This is a genomic window from Methyloversatilis sp., assembly GCF_051861465.1.
GTDB lineage: Bacteria > Pseudomonadota > Gammaproteobacteria > Burkholderiales > Rhodocyclaceae > Methyloversatilis.
Map to the genome: position 1 here is coordinate 78,775 of NZ_JBHYCQ010000009.1, position 20,380 is coordinate 99,154.

Sequence of the window (20,380 nt, forward strand, 5' to 3'; positions counted from 1 at the left end):
GTAACCTCGGCATGCGTAAGCGGGCGCCCGGGCGCCACGAAAGACCGCGATTGTTGCAAGTTCGGCGCAGAAAAGCACGCGCTGCCTCGCCCCGACGGATCGCGCGTGGCCGCCGCCGCTCAATGCCCGTGCGGGGCCGGCACTGCGGAGCCGGACTCGGTGATCGGGTTCAGCGTGGTCATGAAGGTCGATTGGCGTAGCCCCTCGTCCACCCAGCGCTGGTGTTCGCCGGTCAGCGCCCTCAGGAAGGCGACCAGTGCGGCCTTTTCGTCGTCGCCCAGATGCAGCGGAACGATCAGCGGGCTCTGATCCGGCGCGCCACCCCCACCGCGGTCGTAGAACGCCACCACCGCTTCGAGCGTCGATAGCGAGCCGTCGTGCATATAGGGCGCGGTCAACGCCACGTTGCGCAGCATCGGTGTCTTGTAGGCCCAGCGGTCGCCCGGGTCCAGCGTGATTTCGAAGCGGCCGACGTCGTTCGGCAACTTTTCGCCTATCGAATCGATGCGCTCGGCCGTCATCGTCGTCTGCAATCCGGGCACCAACTGGACCTCGACCAGCGGCTGCGGCAAGCCGCGCAACCAGCCGATGCCGGTGTTGTGGTAGCGGAAATCGGAGAACAACGCGGACTGCTCGCCCATCGCATGACAGGTGGTGCAGCGTCCCTTGCCTGCGAACACTTCCAGCCCGCGTCGTTCCTGAGCCGTGAGCGCCGTCTCGTCGCCGCCGTAGCGGTAGCGATCGAAGCGGGAATTGGCCGACACCAGCGATCGCTGGTAGCTGGCCACGGCCTGGCCCACCGTCTCGACCGTCGGCCCCCGGCCGTCGAAAGCGCGCTGGAACGCGCCCTGGTAGTCGGGCAGCGTGCGCAGCTTGTCCAGTACGTGGCCGATCGACGGGTTGGCCATTTCGTTGTGCGCAAGGAACGGCCCCCACACCTGGGCTTCAAGTTCGCCTTCGCGGCCGTCGTGGAACAGGCGCGGGTGGTAGCCCACGTTGAGCACCGTGGGGGCGTTGCGTCTTACCGTCGCGCCCTCGTTGCCGATCGCCATGCGCAGCTCGTTGGCGGTGAAGCCGTGGTCGGGCACGTGGCACATGCCGCACGACATGGTGCCGTTGAACGACAGCCGGCGATCGAAGAAGAGCTTGCGCCCCAGTTCGATGCGCGCCGCCGTGGGCGGGTTGTCCGGAGGGTGCGGCATGACGGGCAGACCCAGCGGCACACTGACTGCCGCTGCGGCCGGATCATGCGCCCCCTCGCCGGTACAGCCAGTCAGCGCGAGCGCCAGCGCCAGCGCCAGCACACGTTCAAGGCGCACGCGACGTTTCGAGAAGAAGTGTTTCGATGTCATTGAACATGACCTCAGGCATCAGAAAGGCAGTCGTGTAGATCTCGCGGACCCGGCCGTCGCGATCGATCAGGAAGAGCTTGAGCATGTGGTTGAGCACCCGAGTCGGCCGCCCCTGGGCGTCCAGCTCGACCGACACATCCTGACCGAGGTCGTCGAGGATGGGTTTCAGATCGGCGACCGAGCGTGTGGTGAGGAAGTGCCAGCGCACCGGGCTCTTCGGATCGGCCAGCGCTCCGGCGTACATGCGCATCGATGCCGCATCGTCGTGCGACGGATCGAAGGACAGGCTGACCAGTCTGACCTGGCGCGCCATGTCGGGACGACGCAGCAGGCGCTCGCGCAACTGCGTCAGCGTCGCGTGGGCGAGCGGACAGCCCACCGGGTCCACGCAGTAGGTGTAAATGAAGGACAGCAGCGTGATGCGCTCCCGCGTATAGCGGGCGAGCCCGTAGGTACGGCCGTCGATGTCCACCACCCGCCCATTGGGCGAGCGCTGTATCGGCGGCAACCGGTACGTACCCGCGGCGGGCGCGACGAAATCCTGATGCGGCGTGCTGGGCGCGAGTTCGGCGTTGGATGCGCCCTGCGAGCCACCGGCCAGCAGGGCGCCCAGCGCCAGCGCCGTCGCCGCCGTCCGAACGCGGCGGAAGATCGGCATATGCCTGCCTCGACTCAGCGGGTTGAGGCGAGTTCGGCGATGCGCTCCTTCAGCGCAGCGGTGTTCGCCGGCTTTGCCGAGAACTTCATGTGATGCGCACGGCCAAGCTTGAGCGCGTAGAAGTCGATCGAGAACTTCTCGCTGAGCGCCTTGCCGTCCCAGTGAAAGAGCTTCAGGAACTGCTGGTCGTCGCCCCTTTTCTTGTCCCAGTTGCCGAGCAGGCTGGTGGTGAAATAGACCCGCTTGCCGTCCCAGCTCTGGCTCACCATGTTCACCTGCGAACCGATCACCTTCTGGTAGACCTCCTTCGGTGCCTCGGGATTGGAAATGTCGAAGTAGCGTGCCGTGCCGTCAAGGAAGGTGTTCACCCACAGTCCCCTTGCATCGGCGGTGATCGAAATATCGACCGGCAGCGGCACCTTGGACGGGTCACCCACCGTACCGACCTCCTTCGCCTGCCACTCGCCCTTCGCGTCCTGCTTGATCAGCACCAGCTTCGAGGTGAGCGCGGTGGCCGTGTAGGCCCAGTTGTCGCCGTTCTTCAGCGACCAGCGGATTTCCAGCGGCGCGCCGGGAACATTCATCACCTTCTGCGGCTTCATCGACTTCAGGTCCCACATGACCATGGTGTTGCCGAAGTGCTTCATCGCATCGGCATCCTTCACCATCTTGCCGAAGTCCATCATGTAGTTGTTCCAGCCGGTGAAGCTGGACGTGAGCAGCGCATTCTTCTGCGGATTGATGCCGATGTCGTAGCCGTAACCGTCGGCCATCACGTCGCCATGCTGTCCAGTGGGCATGTCGTACTTCTCGACGAACTCTCCCTTGTTGTTGTAGACGACCAGCCCGGTGCGACCGCCGTGATCCTTGTCGTTGGACAGGGCCTGAACCATCATCCGGCCGGGCAGCGCGTAGAAGGTGTGCGGGCCGACATAGCCGGTCTTCTGCGTGAAGTCGGAAATGGTGTGCACCAGCTTCGGCTTCGCCGGGTCGGTGCCGATGTCGAACACGAAGATGCGGTTGTCGTCGAGCCGGCCTGCCCACAGGAAACGGCGATCATCGGTGAAGCCCGTGTGGTGCGCCTCGCCGCGACCGCCGACGGTCAGCGAATGGACCACCTTGCCGTAGTCCTTCGACTTCGGATTCACGTCCACCGTGACCAGCTTGTCCGACTCGTCACCCATGCCCTTCACGCCCAGCGTCCACACGTGGACGAAATCTTCCTGCCCCTTGATCAGCTTCGTCGTATAGGGCGAATTGCAGGTTTCGTCAGCCTGCACCGGCAGCGTGCCGCCGAACGAAGCAATCAGGGCGAACGCAAGGGCGGTGGCTTTGAGCTTGCTCATCAGGATTTCCTTCCTCTGTTGTCGGTCGTGCCGGCCGCAGCGGGAGCGGTCCGACACCGCCGCGGGGCTGCGCATGCAAACCCGTTGACGTACCGTTTGGTATGTTTATAGTCGTAACGCGGAGGCATTGGCGCCTCCATTCTTTTCGCTGCGACGCAGCAGCCCGGAGCACTGGATCAGCCATCGTGAAGACTGCCGTTCATCGTTCCGACATGCCTTCCGACTCGCCGGCCAGCGTATGTGCTCCGGAATGGCTTCAACACTACCGCCGGCCCGGCAGCGCCGCCATCCGGACGAACTCCGGCGCAGCCGAGGGATTTCCCTTAGCCGGCGTCGAACGCAAGGTGCATCAGGCATGAATGCGCTGACCGGCATCGGTCTGCTCGCCGTACTCGCGATGGCGAGCTCATCGATATGGGCGCTGCGCACGCACCGGCAGCGACTGGCGCAGGCGGCGCAGACGATCCGCACCCTGCAATCGGAGCGCGATACGCTGGTGGCGGCGCATGGCGAGGCCGAGGCGCGCCTGACGTCGAGCGAGCAGCGGCTGCGTCTGCTGCTCGAATCCGAGCCGGAATGCGTGAAGCTGCATACCTGCGACGGCAACGTGCTGGAAATGAACCCGGCCGGTCTTGCCATGATGGATGCGTGCTCGACGGATCAGGTGATCGGTCGCTCCATCTTCTCCTTCATCGCCGAAGAGCATCGCCAGCCCTATATCGAACTGACCGAGCGGGTGTTCCGCGGCGAGAGCGGGCGGCTGGAATTCCGCCTGACCAGCCTGCAGGGGCGTCTGCGCTGGATGGAAACCAGTGCGGCACCGTTGCGCGACGAACATGGCCACATCATCGCGCTGCTCGGTGTCACCCGCGACATGACCGAGCGGCGCGCCGCCGAGGAACAGGACCGGCAGCACCTTTCCGCGCTCGCCCACGTGGTACGCACCTGCACCATGGGCGAGATGGCGACCAACCTGGCGCACGAGCTGAACCAGCCGCTGGCTGCCATCGTGAATTACACGCGCGGATCGCTGCGTCGCCTGCGCGCTCAAGCCGCCGCCACACCCGAGGTGCTCGAATCGCTCGAACACGTGTGCACGCAGGCGGAGCGTGCCGCCGGCATCATCCGCAATCTGCGCACCTTCCTCGGCAAGCGCGAACCGGCGCTCACCGCGCTTGATCTGAACGACATCGTGCAGGCCACCAGCGCGCTGATCGGCTCGGAAGCGCGTGTGCACGGCGTGAGCATCCTGTTCTCGCCAGCCGGCGATCTGCCGACGGCGCGCGGATCGCGCATCGAGGTGGAGCAGGTGCTGCTGAACCTGATGCGCAACGCCATCGAAGCGATGACGACCGCCGCATCCCCGTGCCGGGAGATCCGCGTGTCCACCGGGCACGGACACGACGGCTACGTCTTCGTGGACATTGCCGACTCCGGGCCCGGCATCGACGGCGCCGACCCCACGCGCATCTTCCAGCCCTTCTTCACCAGCAAGGACGAAGGCATGGGCATGGGTCTGCCGATCAGCCGCTCCATCATCGAAGCACACGGCGGACAACTCTGGCTCGCACGGAACAACAACGACGGCGCGACCTTCCGGTTCGCGCTGCAAACGGGGGAGACATTGCATGGACGGAACCGAACCGACGGTCTACGTGGTTGACGACGACGACGCGGTGTCGTCGTCGCTGTCCTGGTTGCTAGAGTCGATCGGGCTTCGCGTCCGGACCTACCGCAACGCGCTCGACTTCATCGCCGCGATGGACGCCAATCCGTGGGGCTGTCTGGTGCTCGATGTGCGCATGCCGGGCATGAGCGGTCTGGAATTGCAGCAGCGGCTGCGCGATCGCGACGTCGGACTGCCCATCATCTTCATCACTGGTCACGGTGGCGTGGCCAATGCGGTGAAGGCGATCAAGACCGGCGCCTTCGACTTCCTGGAGAAGCCCTTCGACGACCAGACCCTGCTCGACCGCGTGCAGCAGGCCATCGGGGCCAACAGCGAAACGCGTCGTTGCCGCAGCGCCCGCGCGGCGCTGCTCGACCGCTACGCCAGCCTGACGCCACGCGAGCGCGAGGTGATGGATCTGGTGGTCGAAGGCCGGCCGAACAAGGTGATCGCACAGATGCTCGGCCTGTCGAGCAAGACAGTAGAGGCGCACCGCGCGCATGTGATGGAAAAGATGGCGGCCCGATCACTGACCGAACTGGTGAAGCAGTCGCTGTGCATCCAGTCGCCGGACTCCGGCTGGATCAGCACCGGCACGAGCGTGCCGCACAGCCGCGCGGCAAACCCCTTCGCGGAACAGGGAATCGACCGGATTTCCGCCCCCCGTGCCGCTCGGCCATAGTGGCGACACCCTGCGACCGAGCGACCGGCGCTCCGCACCGGTCGCGGGCACAAGAGTCGTGGCTCCAGTGCGCGCAAGCCCGTACCTGCCAGTCGACCGCATCGCGCGCCGCGCCGCGCCGCCCCCGCGTGGCGTTGCATCTCGACCGGGAAGAAGGGGAACCTTCTGCGGCGCGTGCGCCATGTCACCGAGACCGCCACGCGGTCGCGCCTCGTGCTAGAAAGCGGCAGTCCCCTCCCTCTGCGCCGCCAGCATGAGCCGCCCTTCACGCAAGAACGAACTGCTCGACACCGCCCGTGACCTGGTCATGCGCAAGGGCTTCTCGGCGACGTCAGTGGATGAGATCTGCACGCTGTCGCAGATGACGAAGGGCGCCTTCTTCCATCACTTCAGCGACAAGGAAGGGTTCGGTCTGGCCCTGCTCGACCATTTCGAACAGGAGGGCCGGCTGCGCATGCAGGCCCATCTGCCTCTGCGCAAGCGCAGCGCACGCAGCCAGCTGCACGCCTACCTCGAGCTGCTCGGCGACATGTACGGCGAAGACGCGCGCTTTCGCGACGGCTGCCTGTTCGCCATCCTCGCCTACGAGTCGTCCGATTCGTCCTCCCCGCTGCGGCGGGCCTGCGCCGCGGCGCTGGAGCGCTGGATGGAGGGCGCCTGCGCGCAGTTCGCGCAGATCATCGCGCTGCTGGACACGCCACCTCCGATGCGTGCCGAGGATCTGGCCGAGCACCTGCTCGTGGTGATCGAGGGCGCGCTGGTGATGGGCCGCATCCGCGACCCTGCCGTGGCGATCGCGCGGGCGCTGGCGCAGTTCCGGTCGTACGCCGAAGCCGCGCTCGGGCTCGGCGGGCGCTGAGTTCAGCCGCCGCGCGCACTGCGCGCCACCGCGGCCAGCCAGTGCAGCGCATCCTGAGTGTCCGGTCGCGTCAGCAGGCGGAACAGCGAAGCCGTTCCACCGGACGACGCAGTGCCGGCGGCGCGAGCCGACCCGTCGTTCAGGGCCTGAAGCAGCGTCAGCAGAGCCGAGCACTCCAGTCCGTCGTCGCGCGATGCCGCGCGCTCAAGACGGTCGAGCAGACGGACCACGCCCGGACTGTTCAGCAGATGCAGCAGGCGCAGTGCACCGCCCGCCAGATCGGCAGCGTCGGACACCATGTCGGGCGTGAAGCCATCCTCCAGCAGTTCGAACACCCGCTGCAGGCCGTCACCCTGCGTCGCGGCCGGCGCGCAGGCGCCGGTACGCCGCTCATCATGCTGCTGCCAGACGCGGATCGCGTCGGCGACCAGGCGGTCCAGCGTGCCGCTCCGTGCCATATCCGCCAGCACGCACGGCGCCTCGGTCAGTCCGGCCCGTTCGCACCAGTCCTGGAGCGCACGCCAGTCCTCTTCGCGGGCCGTCACGGAAAACCTCTCAGCGATGACCAGTAGAGACGGTGATAGAAGGTTTTCGCCATGTGCATCGCGCGACTGGGCGCGCGCGGGCGCGGCGGCTCCGCGTAGTTGAAGGCGGCGTAGGTGGCGCGGTCACGGCTGGTTTCGATGAAGCACAGCACCTTGCCGTCATAGCCATGGATATCGCCGCCACCGCGTACGCGGGAGGCCAGGTTCGCGGCGATCACCTCGGCCTGGAAACGTGCCGTCGAGCCCGCCTTGCTCACCGGCAGATTGGTGGTGTCACCGAGCACGAACACGTCGTCGCGCCCCTGCATGGTGAGCAGCCGCCGATGCGTCGGCACCCAGCCGCGCGGCCCCAGCCCGCTGCGTTCGATCGCCTCGGCGCCGCGATGCGGCGGAATGGCGATCAGCAGATCGTAGTCAACGCTCAGCCCCTCCTCGCTATGCACCGTGCGCGTGGCACCATCGACCGACGCGATGTTGAAATAGGTCGCACTGCGTATGCCGCGGCGGGCGAACTCGATGCGCGCCCACTCGGCCACTGCCTCGATCGAATGCAGGCGGCCGATCGGATAGGTGTAGAGCAGGTCGACGCGCGGCGCTATACCCCGTCGCACGAACAGGTCCTGCAGCAGGAAGGTCAGTTCCAGCGGCGCCATCGGACATTTGTGAGGGACTCCGGTGGTCACCACGACGCGACCGCCGTCGAATTCCTGCAGTGCCTGTGCCAGCCGGAGTGCCGCCGCTTCCGTGTAGAAGCCATGCGCATGCTCTGCCAGGCCCGGCACCTCTTCCGGCGTTACCCGCGAGCCGGTGGCGATGACCAGCCAGTCATAGCTGTAGGCATTGCCGCTGGCACCGCGCACCTGCTTCGAGTCCGGCGCAAAAGCGACCACCTCGTCGATCAGCAGCGCGATGCGCGGGTCGAGCAGCGTGCGCTGGTCGCGATGCAACGCATCCACCGTGGTCTGTCCGAGTGCGAGATGCAGCAGGCCGGGCTGGTAGAGATGTCTTGGGGACGCGGAGAGCGCCACCACATCCACCTCGCCGCGCTGCAGCTCCGGTGCCAGCAGCCTTGCCAGCCTGTTGGCCAGTATCGTGCCACCGATACCGGCGCCGACGATCATGATGCGCATGCAGTCCGCTCCTCCGGCATTGCCCTAGGGTCTGTTGCCATTGGATCGCGAACCGCGTTTGCAGCGCGCGAGGCACGGGCAAGGCGTGCGACGAAGTCGAGACTGGCCGTCTCGACAAGGAGCGCGACGCGGCCCGTGCCTCGCGCGCTGCCAACCCGAAGGGCGCAAGCCCCGATGCGCCCCGCTCCGCGTTGGGCCTCCTGGCCTGACGGCCAGTCAGCCGGCGTCGGCCCACCTTGATCCGGACGCATCGGGATTCGCGCGCGGCCCGCGATCCAATGGCAACAGACCCTAGCCACGCGTCTTCTCGACCATGATGTGCAGAACCCCCTGTTCGCTGCGGGTGGACACGTGACGCTGCCCCACCTTGGCCAGCCACTCGGGAATCTCCCGCGCCGAACCCGGGTCGTCCGCCAGCACCAGCAGGAACTCCCCGCGCCGCGCGTGCTTGAGGGCCACGATCAGTTCCATCAGTGCGCCCGGGCAATGGCTGCCCCGCGCATCGACGACGACGGCCACGCCATCAGGCACTGGAGGGTCATCCCGCATGGCCGCCGGCGCCGCTCAAAAGCGCATGCCGAGAGCAACACTGAACACGTCGGGATCGAGACCGATGCGTTCCACACGGGCGGGCGCTCCGGAGAAGCGCACGTCGGTTTCCAGATAGAACTTCTTGTAGTCCAGGTTGATGAAATAGCGCTCCGACACCGACCAGCTGACACCCGCCTGCAGCACGAGGCCGGTATCGGACTTGAAGCGGGCGAGCTGGTCGAAGACCGGTCCTTCCTGGTCGAAGAACAACGTGTGATGGACGCCGACACCGACATAGGGACGGAAGCGCCCTTCAGGCAGGAAATGCCACTGCGCCACCAGGTTCAGTGGCGCCATCGAAGCCCGGCCGAGTGTGGCGCCACCGATGCTGAAGCGGTGACGCGCAATGCCGGCAGCGGTATTCAGCGCGATCTGACGGGTCAGGAAATAGCTTGCATTGATCACCGGCGTCACCCGGTCCGATGCGTCGACACCAAGCGCCGGCGAATCCATGTCCGCGTTGACCGACATCAGTCCAAGACTGAGCTCCCAGTCACCCGCCGCCGCCTGCACCGCCACCGGCAGTGCCAGTGCAATGACCGCGGCCGTCCGCTTGAGTACACGGCTCATCCTTCTTCCTCCTTGTCCTTGTTGTGGGCATGACTGCCTTGTTGTCCGTCGTGCGTGCGCCGCTGCAGGCTCATCACATGACAACGACAGTTCTACGCGGCGAGGAGGGCGGGGGAAATCCGGATGAGCACGCCCGGCGTCGAGGGTTTCTACCCGGTCAGTAGCGGGGTCGGGGCCGACGCGCGGACATGAAAAAGGGCGGCTCTCCTCGTCGGAGAGCCGCCCCGGACGGGAAAAACGCGCGATCAGGTCAGCATGTCGGCCCAGATGTTGCGCGCCCAGGCAAGTGCGTACTTGCCTTCCATCTCGGTCGGGGCTGCCGACAAACCGCCCGCGCCCTTGACCGGCTGGGGCTGTTTGGTCGCCGCATCGTACGGATGCACGGATGCCACGTGCACCACATTCGTCGCATCGACGAAGCTGTAACAGGTGTTCATCACCAGCGGCGCGTCGGACGGCGGCTGTCCGGACATCAGGTTGATGATGGCAGCCGCCGCGACCTTGGCGTGCTGATTGGCCATGTGACCGGACTTGGGCATCGTCGGCGCCGGAAAGATGGCGTCGCCCAGCACGTGGATGTTCGGCGTGCTGGTGGACTCCATCGTCAGCCAGTTGATGTCGACCCATCGGTTGTTGATCAGCTTCAGACCGGACTTGGCGGCGATGTCGCCCGCGCGCTGCGGCGGCACGACGTTGAGCACGCTCGCCTTGACATGGTCGAACTCGAGGATGGCGGTGCGGTTGCCGGCATCGACATCGCGCAACTCGCTCTGCGGCCGATACTCGACCATGCCCTTGTAGCTGTCGGCCCAGGCCTTCGTGAACAAGCCCTTCTTCGACACGATGTCCTCGTTGGCGTCCAGCACCAGCACCTTGGATTTCGGCTTCGCCTGCTTCAGGTAATGGGCGACCATGCAGGCGCGCTCGTACGGTCCGGGCGGGCAGCGGTAAGGCGCCTTCGGGATGGTCATCGCAAACACACCGCCGTCGGGCATCGCTTCGAGCTGCTTGCGCAGTGCAACCGTCTGCGGACCCGCCTTCCACGCGTGCAGGATGTTTTCCTTCGCCGCTGCCGATGCCATGCCGGGCAGCGACTCGTACATGAATTCGACACCGGGCGACAGCACCAGCCGGTCATAGGCGAGGTCGCCGCCGCGTGCCAGCCTGATCATGCGCTTTTCGGCGTCAACCGCAGTTACTTCGTCCTGCACCACGGTGATGCCGTACTTCGCCAGACCTTCGTAGCCGACTGTGATGTCCGACAACTGCTTTTCGCCCGCCAGCACCAGATTGGAGATCGGGCAGGACACGAACGCCGCGTTGCGCTCGACCAGCGTTACGCGAATGCCACCTTCACTCCACATCGAAATGTACTTCGCGGCGGTCGCCCCGCCGTAGCCTCCACCGACCACGACGACATGGCCCTTGGCGCCCTTCCCGGCGCCGGCACAGCCATACAGTGCCGCCATGGCCGAAAGGCCCAGCGTGCCCTTGATGAATCCACGACGTGCGGCGGTCATTTGGCACCTCCCACCGGTGTGCGCGACGCGAAGTAGTCCGCAATGAGGTCAAGCTGGCTGTCGGTATAGCCCTTGGACAACTGATGCATGATCGTCGCCGGTTTGGCGCCGCTGCGGAATTCGTTGATCAGGCCGAGCATCTTGGCTTTCGACATGCCCGCAAGTCCCGGAATGCCGCCGGCGCTGTTGCCGTCGGTGCCGTGGCAATTGGCGCAAGTGGCTGCAAGATTGCGTCCGAGGTTCGGATCCGCGGCCTGTGCACAGGCCATTGAGAGGCCAAGCCACAGCAGCGCCGTGCCCGCCAGTTTCTTTTTCAAAATGTTCTCCTCCGTGGAATCTTTGTGTTAATCCGGGCACGCCTGTTCCACATCTGCCGTGAAGAACCTTGCGAGCTAACGACACGCTAGACAAAAACGCGTCGCGTCTCAAGTAGAAAAAATAATAAATTTATTCTTGACCATATGCGCAATTGCGCATATGTTTGATTTCAACAAGGACAAGACGAGGAGCAGCTGTGGATTACGATCCCGAGCTGGACAAGGTTTTTGAGTCGGTGGCCGATTACTTCGGACTGCTGGCCGAACCCGCAAGACTGAAGATCCTGCACTGCCTGTGCGATGGCGAACGTTCGGTTGCCGACGTCGTGGATCAGTCCGGTCTGAGCCAGACCAACACCTCCCGTCACCTCAACATGTTGTACCGCGCCGGCATCGTCGGCCGGCGCAAGGACGGCGCCATGGTGTTCTACAAGCTCATCGACCCGAATTTTCCGTCGATCTGCCGCACCGTCTGCATCCAGATTGCCTCCGGCAACTCGCTGAACATGCCGCACCGACCCAGCAAGGCATCGCTGAAGAAGGTGGGCAAGTCGCTCGAACTCGCGTCCGAACAGGAGTAAGCATGTCCCAGATCACCCCACGCCCCGGACGCATACAGCGCGCACCGGAAGGCTTTCTGTCGCCGGAGCAGATACGTGAAGTGTCTGCCGGGCGTCGCGACTTCCTGCGCACGGCCTTCGCCAGCGCCAGTATGGCCTTGGCCGGGACGTCCGTCGCACGGGCCGCCGATGGAGACCCAGCCATTCTGACGCTGCCCGAACACAGCACGACACTCGGTCGTCCGGTCGCCGAACGCCCGTACGGCGCGCCGTCACAGTTCGAGGCCGGCTTGCGCCGCCGCGAAAGCCCCGGACTGACCCGCGTGGCCGGCTCGTCGGTCTCGTTTTCGCCGCTGCAGGGCCTGTTCGGCATCATCACGCCGTCCGGCCTGCATTTCGAACGCCACCACCAGGGCTGGCACGATATCGACCCGGCGCGTCACCGGCTGATGATCAACGGCCTGGTGAAGGAAGCCCGCGTCTACACGATGGACGACCTGATGCGCCTGCCGTCGGTGTCGCGCATCCACTTCATCGAATGTGGCGCCAATACCGGCATGGAATGGGGCAATGTGGCAGTGCCGACGGTGCAGTACTCCCACGGAATGCTGTCCTGTTCGGAGTTCACCGGCGTACCGCTGTCCGTGCTGCTCGACGATTGTGGCATCGATCGCAAGCGCGCGAAGTTCGTGCTGGCCGAAGGGGCTGACGGGTCGAGCATGACCCGCACGGTATCCCTCGACCGCGCGCTGGACGACGTACTGGTGGCCTGGGGCCAGAACGGCGAAATGCTGCGCCCCGAGAACGGCTATCCGCTGCGTCTTGTGGTACCCGGCGTCCAGGGCGTGTCGTGGGTCAAGTGGCTGCGCCGCATCGAAGTCGGCGATCAGCCGTGGGCGACCAAGGACGAGGCGGTGCACTACATCGACCTGATGCCCGACGGCACGCACCGCCAATACACCTCGCTCCAGGAGTGCAAATCGGTCATCACGACGCCGTCGGGCGGCCAGACGCTGCTCGACAAGGGCTTCCACAACATCACCGGCCTCGCCTGGTCGGGCCGCGGCAAGGTGAAGCGGGTCGATGTATCGGTCGATGGCGGCCGTAACTGGCGCACCGCGCGGCTTGAAACGCCGGTGCTGTCGAAGGCGCTGACCCGCTTCAACATCGACTGGGTGTGGGATGGCAGCCCTGCGATCCTGCAGTCGCGCGCGATCGACGAGACCGGTTATGTGCAACCGACCTACGCGCAGTTGCGCGCGGTGCGCGGCACGCGGTCGATTTATCACAACAACGCCATCCAGTCCTGGAAACTGGCAGACAGCGGAGACGTGAGCAATGTCCAGGTTTTCTGAACTTCTCCTCGCGGGCTGCCTGATTGCGGCCGCGGCTGGCGCCTCGGCGAACAGCAGCTTTCCGGGTGTCGGCCGTGCGGCCACCCCGTCCGAAGTCAAGGCATGGGACATCGATGTGCGTCCCGACTTCAAGGGCCTGCCACCTGGCAAGGGCTCGGTGGATCAGGGCATCGAACTGTGGGAGGCAAAATGTACGGCCTGTCATGGCAGTTTCGGTGAAAGCAACGAGGTATTCACCCCGCTGGTCGGCGGCACGACGAAGGAAGACATTGAAACCGGCCGCGTCGGCGCCTACATCCGGCATGACGCCCCGCAGCGCAGCACACTGATGAAGGTACCGACGCTGTCGACGCTGTGGGACTACATCAACCGCGCCATGCCGTGGAATGCACCGAAGTCGCTGAGCCCGGACGAGGTATACGCCGTGCTCGCCTACCTGCTTCATCTGGGTGAAATCGTGCCGGCAGACTTCACGCTGTCGGACAAGAACATCGCCGAAGTGCAGAAGCGCATGCCGAACCGCAACGGCATGACGACAAAACATGGCATGTGGGACATCAAGGGCAAGCCTGACGTGAAGAACGTGGCCTGCATGAAGAACTGCAAGACGCAGATCACGATGGGGTCCAGCCTGCCGGACTACGCCCGCGATGCACACGGCAATCTTGCCGATCAGAACCGGGTGATCGGCGCAGTACGCGGGCAGCAGACCACCGAGGGTGCCGGCGGCGGGGCGGCGGCGCCCGCACCGCATCCTGCAATGGAATTGATGAAGAAGAGCGGTTGCAGTGGTTGTCACGGCATCGCCAGCAAGATACTCGGGCCGTCCTTCCGCGACATCGCGAAGCGTTACAAGGACGACAAGGGGGCAGAATCGCAGCTCATCGGCCGTGTCAAGGCAGGTGGCAGCGGCACGTGGGGCGATGTGGCAATGCCGCCCCAGGCGCATGTCAGCGACGCGGACACGGCTGCGTTGATCAAATGGATATTGTCGGGCTCGCCCGAAAACTGAGGAGGAAACGGATGAACACGCAGCGAAGGGAAGTCCTGAAGAGCGGCAGCGCAGCCGGATTGTTCGGTCTGCTGGTGGCCGCCGGCCTGATCACGACCCAACAGGCGCAGGCTGCCGGATGGGACAAGCCGGCGTTCGAAGCCAAGGCGATGGACGAAGCGCTCAAGGCGCTGGGTGCCGGCAAGCCCGCCGATTCGAAGGACGTGCAGATCAGCGGCCCCGACATCGCCGAAAACGGTGCGGTGGTGCCGGTCGGCGTCAAGAGCGCGCTCGCCGACACCGAATTCATCGCCATCCTGATCGAGAAGAATCCGAGCATGCTGGCTGCCAGCTTCACGCTGCCCGCCGGCACGATGGCCGACGTGAGCACCCGCGTGAAGATGGGCCAGACCTCGAACGTGTTCGCACTGGTCAAGGCAGGCGGCAGCTTCTACATGGTGTCCAAGGAAATCAAGGTGACGCTGGGCGGTTGCGGCGGCTGATACCGGTCGGCAATTCGTTCACATCCCACGCACAACCCAAGGAGCAAGACATGGCAGGTCCGATGCGCATCCGCGCCGCCAGCAATGGCAATGAAACCGAAGTGAAGATCCTGATGAGCCACGACATGGAAACCGGTCAGCGCAAGGACGCGTCCGGCGCCCTGGTGCCGGCCCATCACATCACCGAACTGACAGCCACCCACAACGGCCGCGTCGTGCTGGCCGCCCAGTTCGGCCCGGCGGTATCGAAGAACCCGTATCTGCAATTCAAGTTCGCCGGCGGCGCCAAGGGCGACAAGGTCAACGTGAGCTGGGTGGACAACAAGGGTGACAAGCGCACCGACGAAGTCGTCGTGGCCTGAAACCCGCGCTTCGTTGCACCGAGGATCGACCCGAAGCAGGCCGGTCCCGTCATCAGCCAGGTCATCCCGTCAAGGACTGGAGGAAGAGATCATGAAGAACAGCACATACGCTGCCTGCGTTGCCGCGTCCGCGCTCATGTTTGCCACGCCGGTGCTGGCAGACGCCACCGCCGAGGGCATTGCCAAGTATCGCGAGGCGCTGGCCGAGGGCAATCCGGCCGAATTGTGGGAAATGCGCGGCGAGGAGTTGTGGAAGGAAGCACGCGGCCCGAAGAAGGCCACACTCGAAAAGTGTGACCTCGGCCAGGGGCCGGGGGTCGTCAAGGGTGCATTCGTCACGCTGCCGCGCCATTTCGCCGATACCGGCCGCGTGCAGGATCTGGAGTCCCGCCTGCTGACCTGCATGGAAACGCTGCAGGGCATTCCGGCCGACGAGGTGGCCAAGACTCCGTTCGGCAAGGGTGAGCAGAAAAACATCGAAGCGCTGGTCGCGTGGATATCGGCCGAATCGCGCGGCATGAAGTTCAACCTGCCGATGGCGCATCCGGAAGAGAAGCGCATGTACGAAATCGGCAAGCGCGCCTTCAACTACCGCGGCGGCACGCATGACTTCGGCTGCGTCACCTGCCACGGCGAGGATGGCAAGCGCATCCGCCTGCAGGACCTGCCCAACCTGACCAAGGGCCCGGACGCCGCGCGCGGCTTCGGATCATGGCCGGCCTACCGCGTGTCGTCGGGCGAGCTGTGGAGCATGCAGCGCCGACTCAACGACTGCTTCCGCCAGCAGCGTTTCCCGTACCCCATGTACGGCTCGGACGTGACCGTCGCCCTGTCGAGCTACCTGGGCGTGACCGCCAACGGCACGGTCGAAAGCATCGCCCCGGCCATCAAGCGTTAAGGAGAGCACGATGAACATCCGCATCCGTCAGGGCGCTGTCGCGCTTGCCGTGCTGGCCACCGTCGCGGGCTGCGCCGGCACCGGCGCATCTAAAGTCACCTCGGCCGATTACGACAAGGATGCCGCGGCGGTCATGGCCGCATCCTTCCGCGAACAGGGCATCGTCAAGACCGATCGCCTGACGCAGGACGAAGTCATGGTCGCCTGCTCGAAATTCGGGCACAGCCTCGACGACGACCTGCGTGAACGATTCCAGGCAGCGGCACTCGCCGAGGTGAAGTGGCCATCCGACGGCAAGTACATCGGCGACTGGAAGGAAGGCGAAAAGATCGCACAGAGCGGTCGCGGCCTGACCTGGACCGACAAGGCCGGCGAAGCCAACGGCGGCAATTGCTACAACTGCCATCGCATCACGAAGAAGGAAATTTCTTACGGCACCATCGGCCCCAGCCTGTACCAGTACGGCAAGGTGCACGGCAACACGGAAACCACGCAGAAGTATGTGTGGGCCAAGATCTGGAATCCGAACGCCTACAGCGCCTGCACCAACATGCCCCGCTTCGGCACGCACGGCATCCTCGACGAAAAGCAGATCCGCCACATCGTGGCCCTGTTGCTCGATCCGAAATCGCCGGTCAACGCGGAGTGATGGCGCGATGAGCATGAACCGCCGCGAGTTCCTGCAGATACTGGCGGCCGCCAGTGCCGGCGGCATGGCCCTGCATGGCAACTTCGCCCAGGCTGCGAGCGCGGCCGGGCAGATGTACGAACTGCCGCGCTTCGGCAACGTGAGCCTGCTGCATTTCACCGACTGCCACGCGCAGCTGATGCCCATCCACTTCCGCGAGCCGGACGTGAATCTGGGCATCGGCGACATGCTGGGCCGGCCTCCGCATCTGGTCGGCGAAAAGCTGCTGAAGCAGTTCGGCATCGCGCCGGGCAGTGCGCAGGCACACGCCTTCACCTACCTCGACTTTTCGCAGGCGGCGAAAACCTACGGCAAGATCGGCGGCTTCGCCCACCTCGCCACGCTGGTCAAGCGCATGAAGGCGAGTCGGCCGGGCGCGCTGCTGCTCGACGGCGGCGACACCTGGCAGGGTTCCGGCCTGTCGCTGTGGACCCGGGGGCAGGACATGGTCGACGCCTGCAAGCTGCTCGGCGTCGATGTCATGACCGGTCACTGGGAATTCACCTACGGTGCGGAGCGGGTGAAGCAGATCGTCGATGGCGACTTCGCCGGCAAGATCGACTTTGTCGCACAGAACGTGAAAACCACCGACTTCGGCGACCCGGTGTTCCCGCCCTTCGTCATCAAGCCGATCAACGGCGTGCCGGTGGCCATCATCGGCCAGGCTTTCCCGTATACGCCGATCGCCAATCCGCGCTACTTCACGCCGGACTGGAGTTTCGGCATCAACGATGAAAGCCTGCAGGAACACGTCGATGCCGCGCGCGCCAAGGGCGCGCAGGTGGTGGTCGTGCTGTCGCACAACGGCATGGATGTCGACATCAAGATGGCCTCCAGGGTGCGCGGCGTCGATGCCATCCTCGGCGGACACACGCACGACGGCGTGCCGGCCCCGGTCATCGTGAAGAACGGCGGCGGCCAGACCCTGGTCACCAACGCAGGCTCGAACGGCAAGTTCCTCGGCGTGCTCGATTTCGACGTCAAGGGCGGCAAGGTGTCGGACTTCCGCTATCACCTGCTGCCGGTGTTTTCCAACCTGATCCAGCCGGACGCCGACATGGCCTCGCTGATCGCGAAGATGCGTGCACCGCACGAAGCGAAGCTGAATGAAAAGCTCGCGGTGACCGAAGGCCTGCTGTATCGCCGCGGCAATTTCAACGGCAGCTTCGATCAGCTCATCCTCGACGGCCTGATGAAGATGAAGGACGCCGAGATCGCGTTCTCGCCCGGTTTCCGCTGGGGTACCAGCCTGTTGCCGGGCGACACCATCACGATGGAAAACCTGCTCGACCAGACCGCCATCACCTATCCCTACACGACGCTGACGCCGATGACCGGCGAATTCATCAAGACGGTGCTCGAGGACGTCTGCGACAACCTGTTCAATCCCGACCCCTACTATCAGCAGGGCGGCGACATGGTGCGCGTCGGCGGGCTGCAGTATCGCTGCGACCCGACAGCCCGGATGGGCAGCCGCATCACTGCGATGTCGCTCGGCGGCAAGCCGATCGAGGCGTCGAAAACCTATCGCGTCGCGGGCTGGGCGCCGGTGTCCGAAGAAGCGAAGAACGCCGGCGGCGAACCGATCTGGGATCTGATGGCGCGCTATCTGCGTGACGTGAAAACCGTCAAGCCGGTCAAGCTGAACCTGCCCGAACTGCAGGGTGTGGCCGGCAACCCGGGCATGGCCTGACATGCCGCTTTTGCGTCGTCCGTCGATGCGGACACTTCTCGCGACATGCGCTGCCCTCCTTGCGCAATGGGCGATGGCGGGCGACGCACCGCTTGTTCATCCGCCGCTCAAGCCGATCCAGGTCAGTGCCCACAGCTGGTACGTGCAGGGTGAAGCCGGCCCGGCCAGTCTGGCCAATGCGGGCTACAACTCCAACGCCGGCTTCGTCGTCACCGGCGACGGCGTGGTCGTGATCGACGCGCTCGGCACCCCCGTACTGGGTGAGGCGCTGATCGCCGCCATCCGCCGCGTGACCGACCAGCCGATCCGCCGCGTACTGATCACCCATTACCACGCCGACCACTTCTATGGGCTGCAGGCATTCAAGGCCGTGGGTGCCGAAGTGTGGGCGCACCGCAGCGGTCGCGAATACATCGAAGGCGAGGAAGGCCGTGCCCGGCTGGAACAGCGGCGGCGCGATCTCGATCCGTGGGTCGACGGCAAGACCCGACTGATCGCCGCCGACCTCTGGCTGGAGGGCGACACCAGCTTCCGCATGGGCGAAATCAATTTCGAAATGATCCACATGGGCCCGGCGCACGCACCGGACGACATGGTGGTCGTGGTGCGCGAGGACGGCGTGATCTACTCCGGCGACATCCTGTTCATCGGCCGCATCCCCTTTGTCGGTGACGCCGACAGCAAGCGCTGGCTGAGCACGATGGACCGGCTGCTTGCGCTCAGGCCCGGCACGCTGGTTACCGGCCACGGTCCGGCCTCGACCGACCCGGCGCGCGACCTCGGCCTGACGCGTGACTACCTGACCTATCTGCGCACCGAAATGGGTCGCGCGGTGAGCGACTTCATGCCCTTCGACGAAGCCTATGCACGCACCGACTGGCGCCGCTGGGAAAAGATGCCGGCGTTCGACGCCGCCAATCGCGTCAACGCCTACGGCACCTACCTGCGCATGGAGCAGGAGGCGCTCGACAAATGACCGCCCGCGCGCTTGTCGCCCTGTGGGCACTGTTGCTCAGTCCGGTGCTGTTCGCCGCACCGGCGCGTACCGCAGGGCCGGCCCTGCCGACGATGACCAACGCGGTGAAGGACGTGCGCGACGCCGCCAACCCGGGCGTCGTGGTGGTCGTGCTGTTTTCGCTGCCTGGCTGCCACTACTGCGAAGAGGTCCGCAGTCACTATCTGGCGCCGCTGGCACGCGATGCCGCACAGCGCGGCCGGCTGGTGATCCGCGAAGTCGATCTGAACAGCGCACGCAAACTGACCGATTTCGACGGCAGCCCGACGACGCAGGCCGCGTTCGCGAAACGCATGAAGGTGCAGTTCGCGCCGACCGTGCTGTTTCTCGATGCCCACGGTCGACAGGTCGCCTCACCACTGGTCGGCGCCGGCAAGGCCGACTTCTACGGCGGCTATCTCGATGACGCCATCGCGGCCGGCGTCAAGGCGGCCGCGCGATGAACGACGGCACGAAGCACCACTGGGAAGACGTCTATGCCCACAAGGCGCCGGACAGCGTGAGCTGGTTCCAGCCGCACGCGCAGCATTCGCTCGACCTGATCACGCGTGCCGGGCTGGGTCGCGAGGGCGGCATCATCGATGTCGGCGGCGGCGCCTCGACGCTGGTCGACGATCTGCTGGCGCGCGGCCATACCGACCTCAGCGTGCTCGACCTGTCGGCCGCTGCGTTGCAAGCGGCGCAGGCTCGGCTGGGCGACGCGGCGGCCGGGGTGACGTGGATCGAGGCCGACATCACCACAGTCGAACTGCCACCGCGGCGCTTCGAGCTGTGGCACGACCGCGCGGTATTCCACTTCCTGACCGACCCGGCCCAGCGGGATGCCTACGTGGCGACCGTGCTGCGGGCGGTAAAGCCGGGCGGCCACGTCATCGTAGCGGCCTTCGCGGAGGACGGCCCGGAGCGCTGCAGCGGTCTGCCGGTGATGCGTTACGGCGCAAACGCACTGCACGCGCAATTCGGGGCACGGTTCGAACTGCTGGAGCACAGCCGCGAAGCCCATCACACGCCAACCGGCGTGGTGCAGCAGTTCGTGTATTGCTTCTGCCGCCGGTCGGCGAGTTGAACGTGACAGG

At 65.3% G+C, this 20,380-nt stretch carries 23 protein-coding genes; 14 read left to right on the plus strand and 9 right to left on the minus strand.

The window, feature by feature from the left end; translation table 11 throughout:
- Positions 1-119: 119 nt before the first annotated feature.
- The 3 genes from ACTIFF_RS13995 to ACTIFF_RS14005 are packed head-to-tail and all read right to left on the minus strand — an operon-like array spanning position 120 to position 3,356.
- Positions 120-1,352, minus strand: coding sequence for a cytochrome-c peroxidase (locus ACTIFF_RS13995; protein WP_439537381.1), 1,233 nt, complete (start codon positions 1,350-1,352; stop codon positions 120-122).
- Positions 1,309-2,010 carry an SCO family protein gene (locus ACTIFF_RS14000; protein WP_439537382.1) on the minus strand — a complete coding sequence of 234 codons (702 nt, stop codon included), beginning with the start codon at positions 2,008-2,010 and terminating at the stop codon, positions 1,309-1,311. Before ACTIFF_RS14000 ends, ACTIFF_RS13995 begins: the two co-directional genes overlap by 44 nt.
- Before the next feature lie 14 nt (positions 2,011-2,024).
- A complete protein-coding gene (locus tag ACTIFF_RS14005; RefSeq protein WP_439537383.1) occupies positions 2,025-3,356 on the minus strand; it encodes a selenium-binding protein SBP56-related protein in 1,332 nt (443 codons plus the stop codon).
- Positions 3,357-3,711: 355 nt separating this feature from the next.
- On the opposite strand from ACTIFF_RS14005, the gene ACTIFF_RS14010 reads away from it, so the two are divergent.
- The 3 genes from ACTIFF_RS14010 (at position 3,712) to ACTIFF_RS14020 (ending at position 6,566) form a co-directional block, all read left to right on the plus strand.
- Positions 3,712-5,019, plus strand: coding sequence for a two-component system sensor histidine kinase NtrB (locus tag ACTIFF_RS14010; protein ID WP_439537384.1), 1,308 nt, complete (start codon positions 3,712-3,714; stop codon positions 5,017-5,019).
- Complete coding sequence (locus ACTIFF_RS14015) at positions 4,985-5,707, plus strand: response regulator transcription factor (RefSeq protein WP_439537385.1); 723 nt, start codon at positions 4,985-4,987, stop codon at positions 5,705-5,707. The genes ACTIFF_RS14010 and ACTIFF_RS14015 overlap by 35 nt, the downstream gene beginning before the upstream one ends.
- Before the next feature lie 253 nt (positions 5,708-5,960).
- Positions 5,961-6,566: a TetR/AcrR family transcriptional regulator gene (locus ACTIFF_RS14020; RefSeq protein ID WP_439537386.1), complete on the plus strand. Its 606-nt coding sequence runs from the start codon at positions 5,961-5,963 to the stop codon at positions 6,564-6,566.
- Between the two features lie 2 nt (positions 6,567-6,568).
- Here the strand turns inward: ACTIFF_RS14020 and ACTIFF_RS14025 are convergent, their stop codons facing one another.
- The 6 genes from ACTIFF_RS14025 to ACTIFF_RS14050 all read right to left on the minus strand — a co-directional run bounded on the left by ACTIFF_RS14025 (position 6,569) and on the right by ACTIFF_RS14050 (position 11,239).
- The gene (locus ACTIFF_RS14025) at positions 6,569-7,111 is read right to left on the minus strand and encodes a hypothetical protein (protein WP_439537387.1); all 543 of its coding nucleotides are present in this window, start codon (positions 7,109-7,111) and stop codon (positions 6,569-6,571) included.
- On the minus strand, positions 7,108-8,241 hold the full coding sequence (locus ACTIFF_RS14030) for an NAD(P)/FAD-dependent oxidoreductase (RefSeq protein ID WP_439537388.1): 1,134 nt from the start codon (positions 8,239-8,241) through the stop codon (positions 7,108-7,110). The genes ACTIFF_RS14025 and ACTIFF_RS14030 overlap by 4 nt, the downstream gene beginning before the upstream one ends.
- Positions 8,242-8,532: 291 nt before the next feature.
- Positions 8,533-8,790 (minus strand): sulfurtransferase TusA family protein, encoded by a 258-nt coding sequence (locus ACTIFF_RS14035; protein ID WP_257094337.1) that lies wholly within the window; start codon positions 8,788-8,790, stop codon positions 8,533-8,535.
- 15 nt (positions 8,791-8,805) lie between these two features.
- A complete protein-coding gene (locus ACTIFF_RS14040; RefSeq protein ID WP_439537389.1) occupies positions 8,806-9,402 on the minus strand; it encodes an OmpW/AlkL family protein in 597 nt (198 codons plus the stop codon).
- A 245-nt stretch (positions 9,403-9,647) separates the two neighbouring features.
- Positions 9,648-10,922, minus strand: coding sequence for an FCSD flavin-binding domain-containing protein (locus ACTIFF_RS14045; protein ID WP_439537390.1), 1,275 nt, complete (start codon positions 10,920-10,922; stop codon positions 9,648-9,650).
- A complete protein-coding gene (locus ACTIFF_RS14050; RefSeq protein ID WP_069040535.1) occupies positions 10,919-11,239 on the minus strand; it encodes a c-type cytochrome in 321 nt (106 codons plus the stop codon). Before ACTIFF_RS14050 ends, ACTIFF_RS14045 begins: the two co-directional genes overlap by 4 nt.
- Before the next feature lie 197 nt (positions 11,240-11,436).
- Here ACTIFF_RS14050 and ACTIFF_RS14055 point away from each other — a divergent pair, with 197 nt between their 5' ends.
- The 11 genes from ACTIFF_RS14055 (at position 11,437) to ACTIFF_RS14105 (ending at position 20,370) form a co-directional block, all read left to right on the plus strand.
- Positions 11,437-11,820 carry an ArsR/SmtB family transcription factor gene (locus ACTIFF_RS14055; protein ID WP_069038577.1) on the plus strand — a complete coding sequence of 128 codons (384 nt, stop codon included), beginning with the start codon at positions 11,437-11,439 and terminating at the stop codon, positions 11,818-11,820.
- A gap of 2 nt (positions 11,821-11,822) precedes the next feature.
- On the plus strand, positions 11,823-13,154 hold the full coding sequence (gene soxC / locus ACTIFF_RS14060; protein WP_439537391.1) for a sulfite dehydrogenase: 1,332 nt from the start codon (positions 11,823-11,825) through the stop codon (positions 13,152-13,154).
- Entirely contained in the window at positions 13,138-14,166 is a 1,029-nt protein-coding gene (locus ACTIFF_RS14065; RefSeq protein WP_439537392.1) for a c-type cytochrome, read from the plus strand. The genes soxC and ACTIFF_RS14065 overlap by 17 nt, the downstream gene beginning before the upstream one ends.
- An 11-nt stretch (positions 14,167-14,177) precedes the next feature.
- Entirely contained in the window at positions 14,178-14,648 is a 471-nt protein-coding gene (soxY, locus tag ACTIFF_RS14070) for a thiosulfate oxidation carrier protein SoxY (protein WP_257081855.1), read from the plus strand.
- Between the two features lie 50 nt (positions 14,649-14,698).
- Positions 14,699-15,010: a thiosulfate oxidation carrier complex protein SoxZ gene (soxZ, locus tag ACTIFF_RS14075; protein ID WP_439537393.1), complete on the plus strand. Its 312-nt coding sequence runs from the start codon at positions 14,699-14,701 to the stop codon at positions 15,008-15,010.
- A 91-nt stretch (positions 15,011-15,101) separates the two neighbouring features.
- A complete protein-coding gene (gene soxA / locus ACTIFF_RS14080) occupies positions 15,102-15,908 on the plus strand; it encodes a sulfur oxidation c-type cytochrome SoxA (RefSeq protein ID WP_439537394.1) in 807 nt (268 codons plus the stop codon).
- Positions 15,909-15,918: 10 nt separating this feature from the next.
- On the plus strand, positions 15,919-16,557 hold the full coding sequence (soxX, locus tag ACTIFF_RS14085) for a sulfur oxidation c-type cytochrome SoxX (RefSeq protein WP_439537395.1): 639 nt from the start codon (positions 15,919-15,921) through the stop codon (positions 16,555-16,557).
- Between the two features lie 7 nt (positions 16,558-16,564).
- Positions 16,565-18,289 (plus strand): thiosulfohydrolase SoxB, encoded by a 1,725-nt coding sequence (gene soxB, locus ACTIFF_RS14090; RefSeq protein ID WP_439537396.1) that lies wholly within the window; start codon positions 16,565-16,567, stop codon positions 18,287-18,289.
- Between the two features lie 25 nt (positions 18,290-18,314).
- Positions 18,315-19,265, plus strand: a complete 951-nt coding sequence (locus ACTIFF_RS14095; protein WP_439537397.1) for an MBL fold metallo-hydrolase — start codon at positions 18,315-18,317, stop codon at positions 19,263-19,265.
- A complete protein-coding gene (locus ACTIFF_RS14100; protein ID WP_439537398.1) occupies positions 19,262-19,747 on the plus strand; it encodes a thioredoxin fold domain-containing protein in 486 nt (161 codons plus the stop codon). The genes ACTIFF_RS14095 and ACTIFF_RS14100 overlap by 4 nt, the downstream gene beginning before the upstream one ends.
- The gene (locus ACTIFF_RS14105) at positions 19,744-20,370 is read left to right on the plus strand and encodes a class I SAM-dependent methyltransferase (protein WP_439537399.1); all 627 of its coding nucleotides are present in this window, start codon (positions 19,744-19,746) and stop codon (positions 20,368-20,370) included. Before ACTIFF_RS14100 ends, ACTIFF_RS14105 begins: the two co-directional genes overlap by 4 nt.
- The last annotated feature ends 10 nt before the right edge of the window (positions 20,371-20,380 follow it).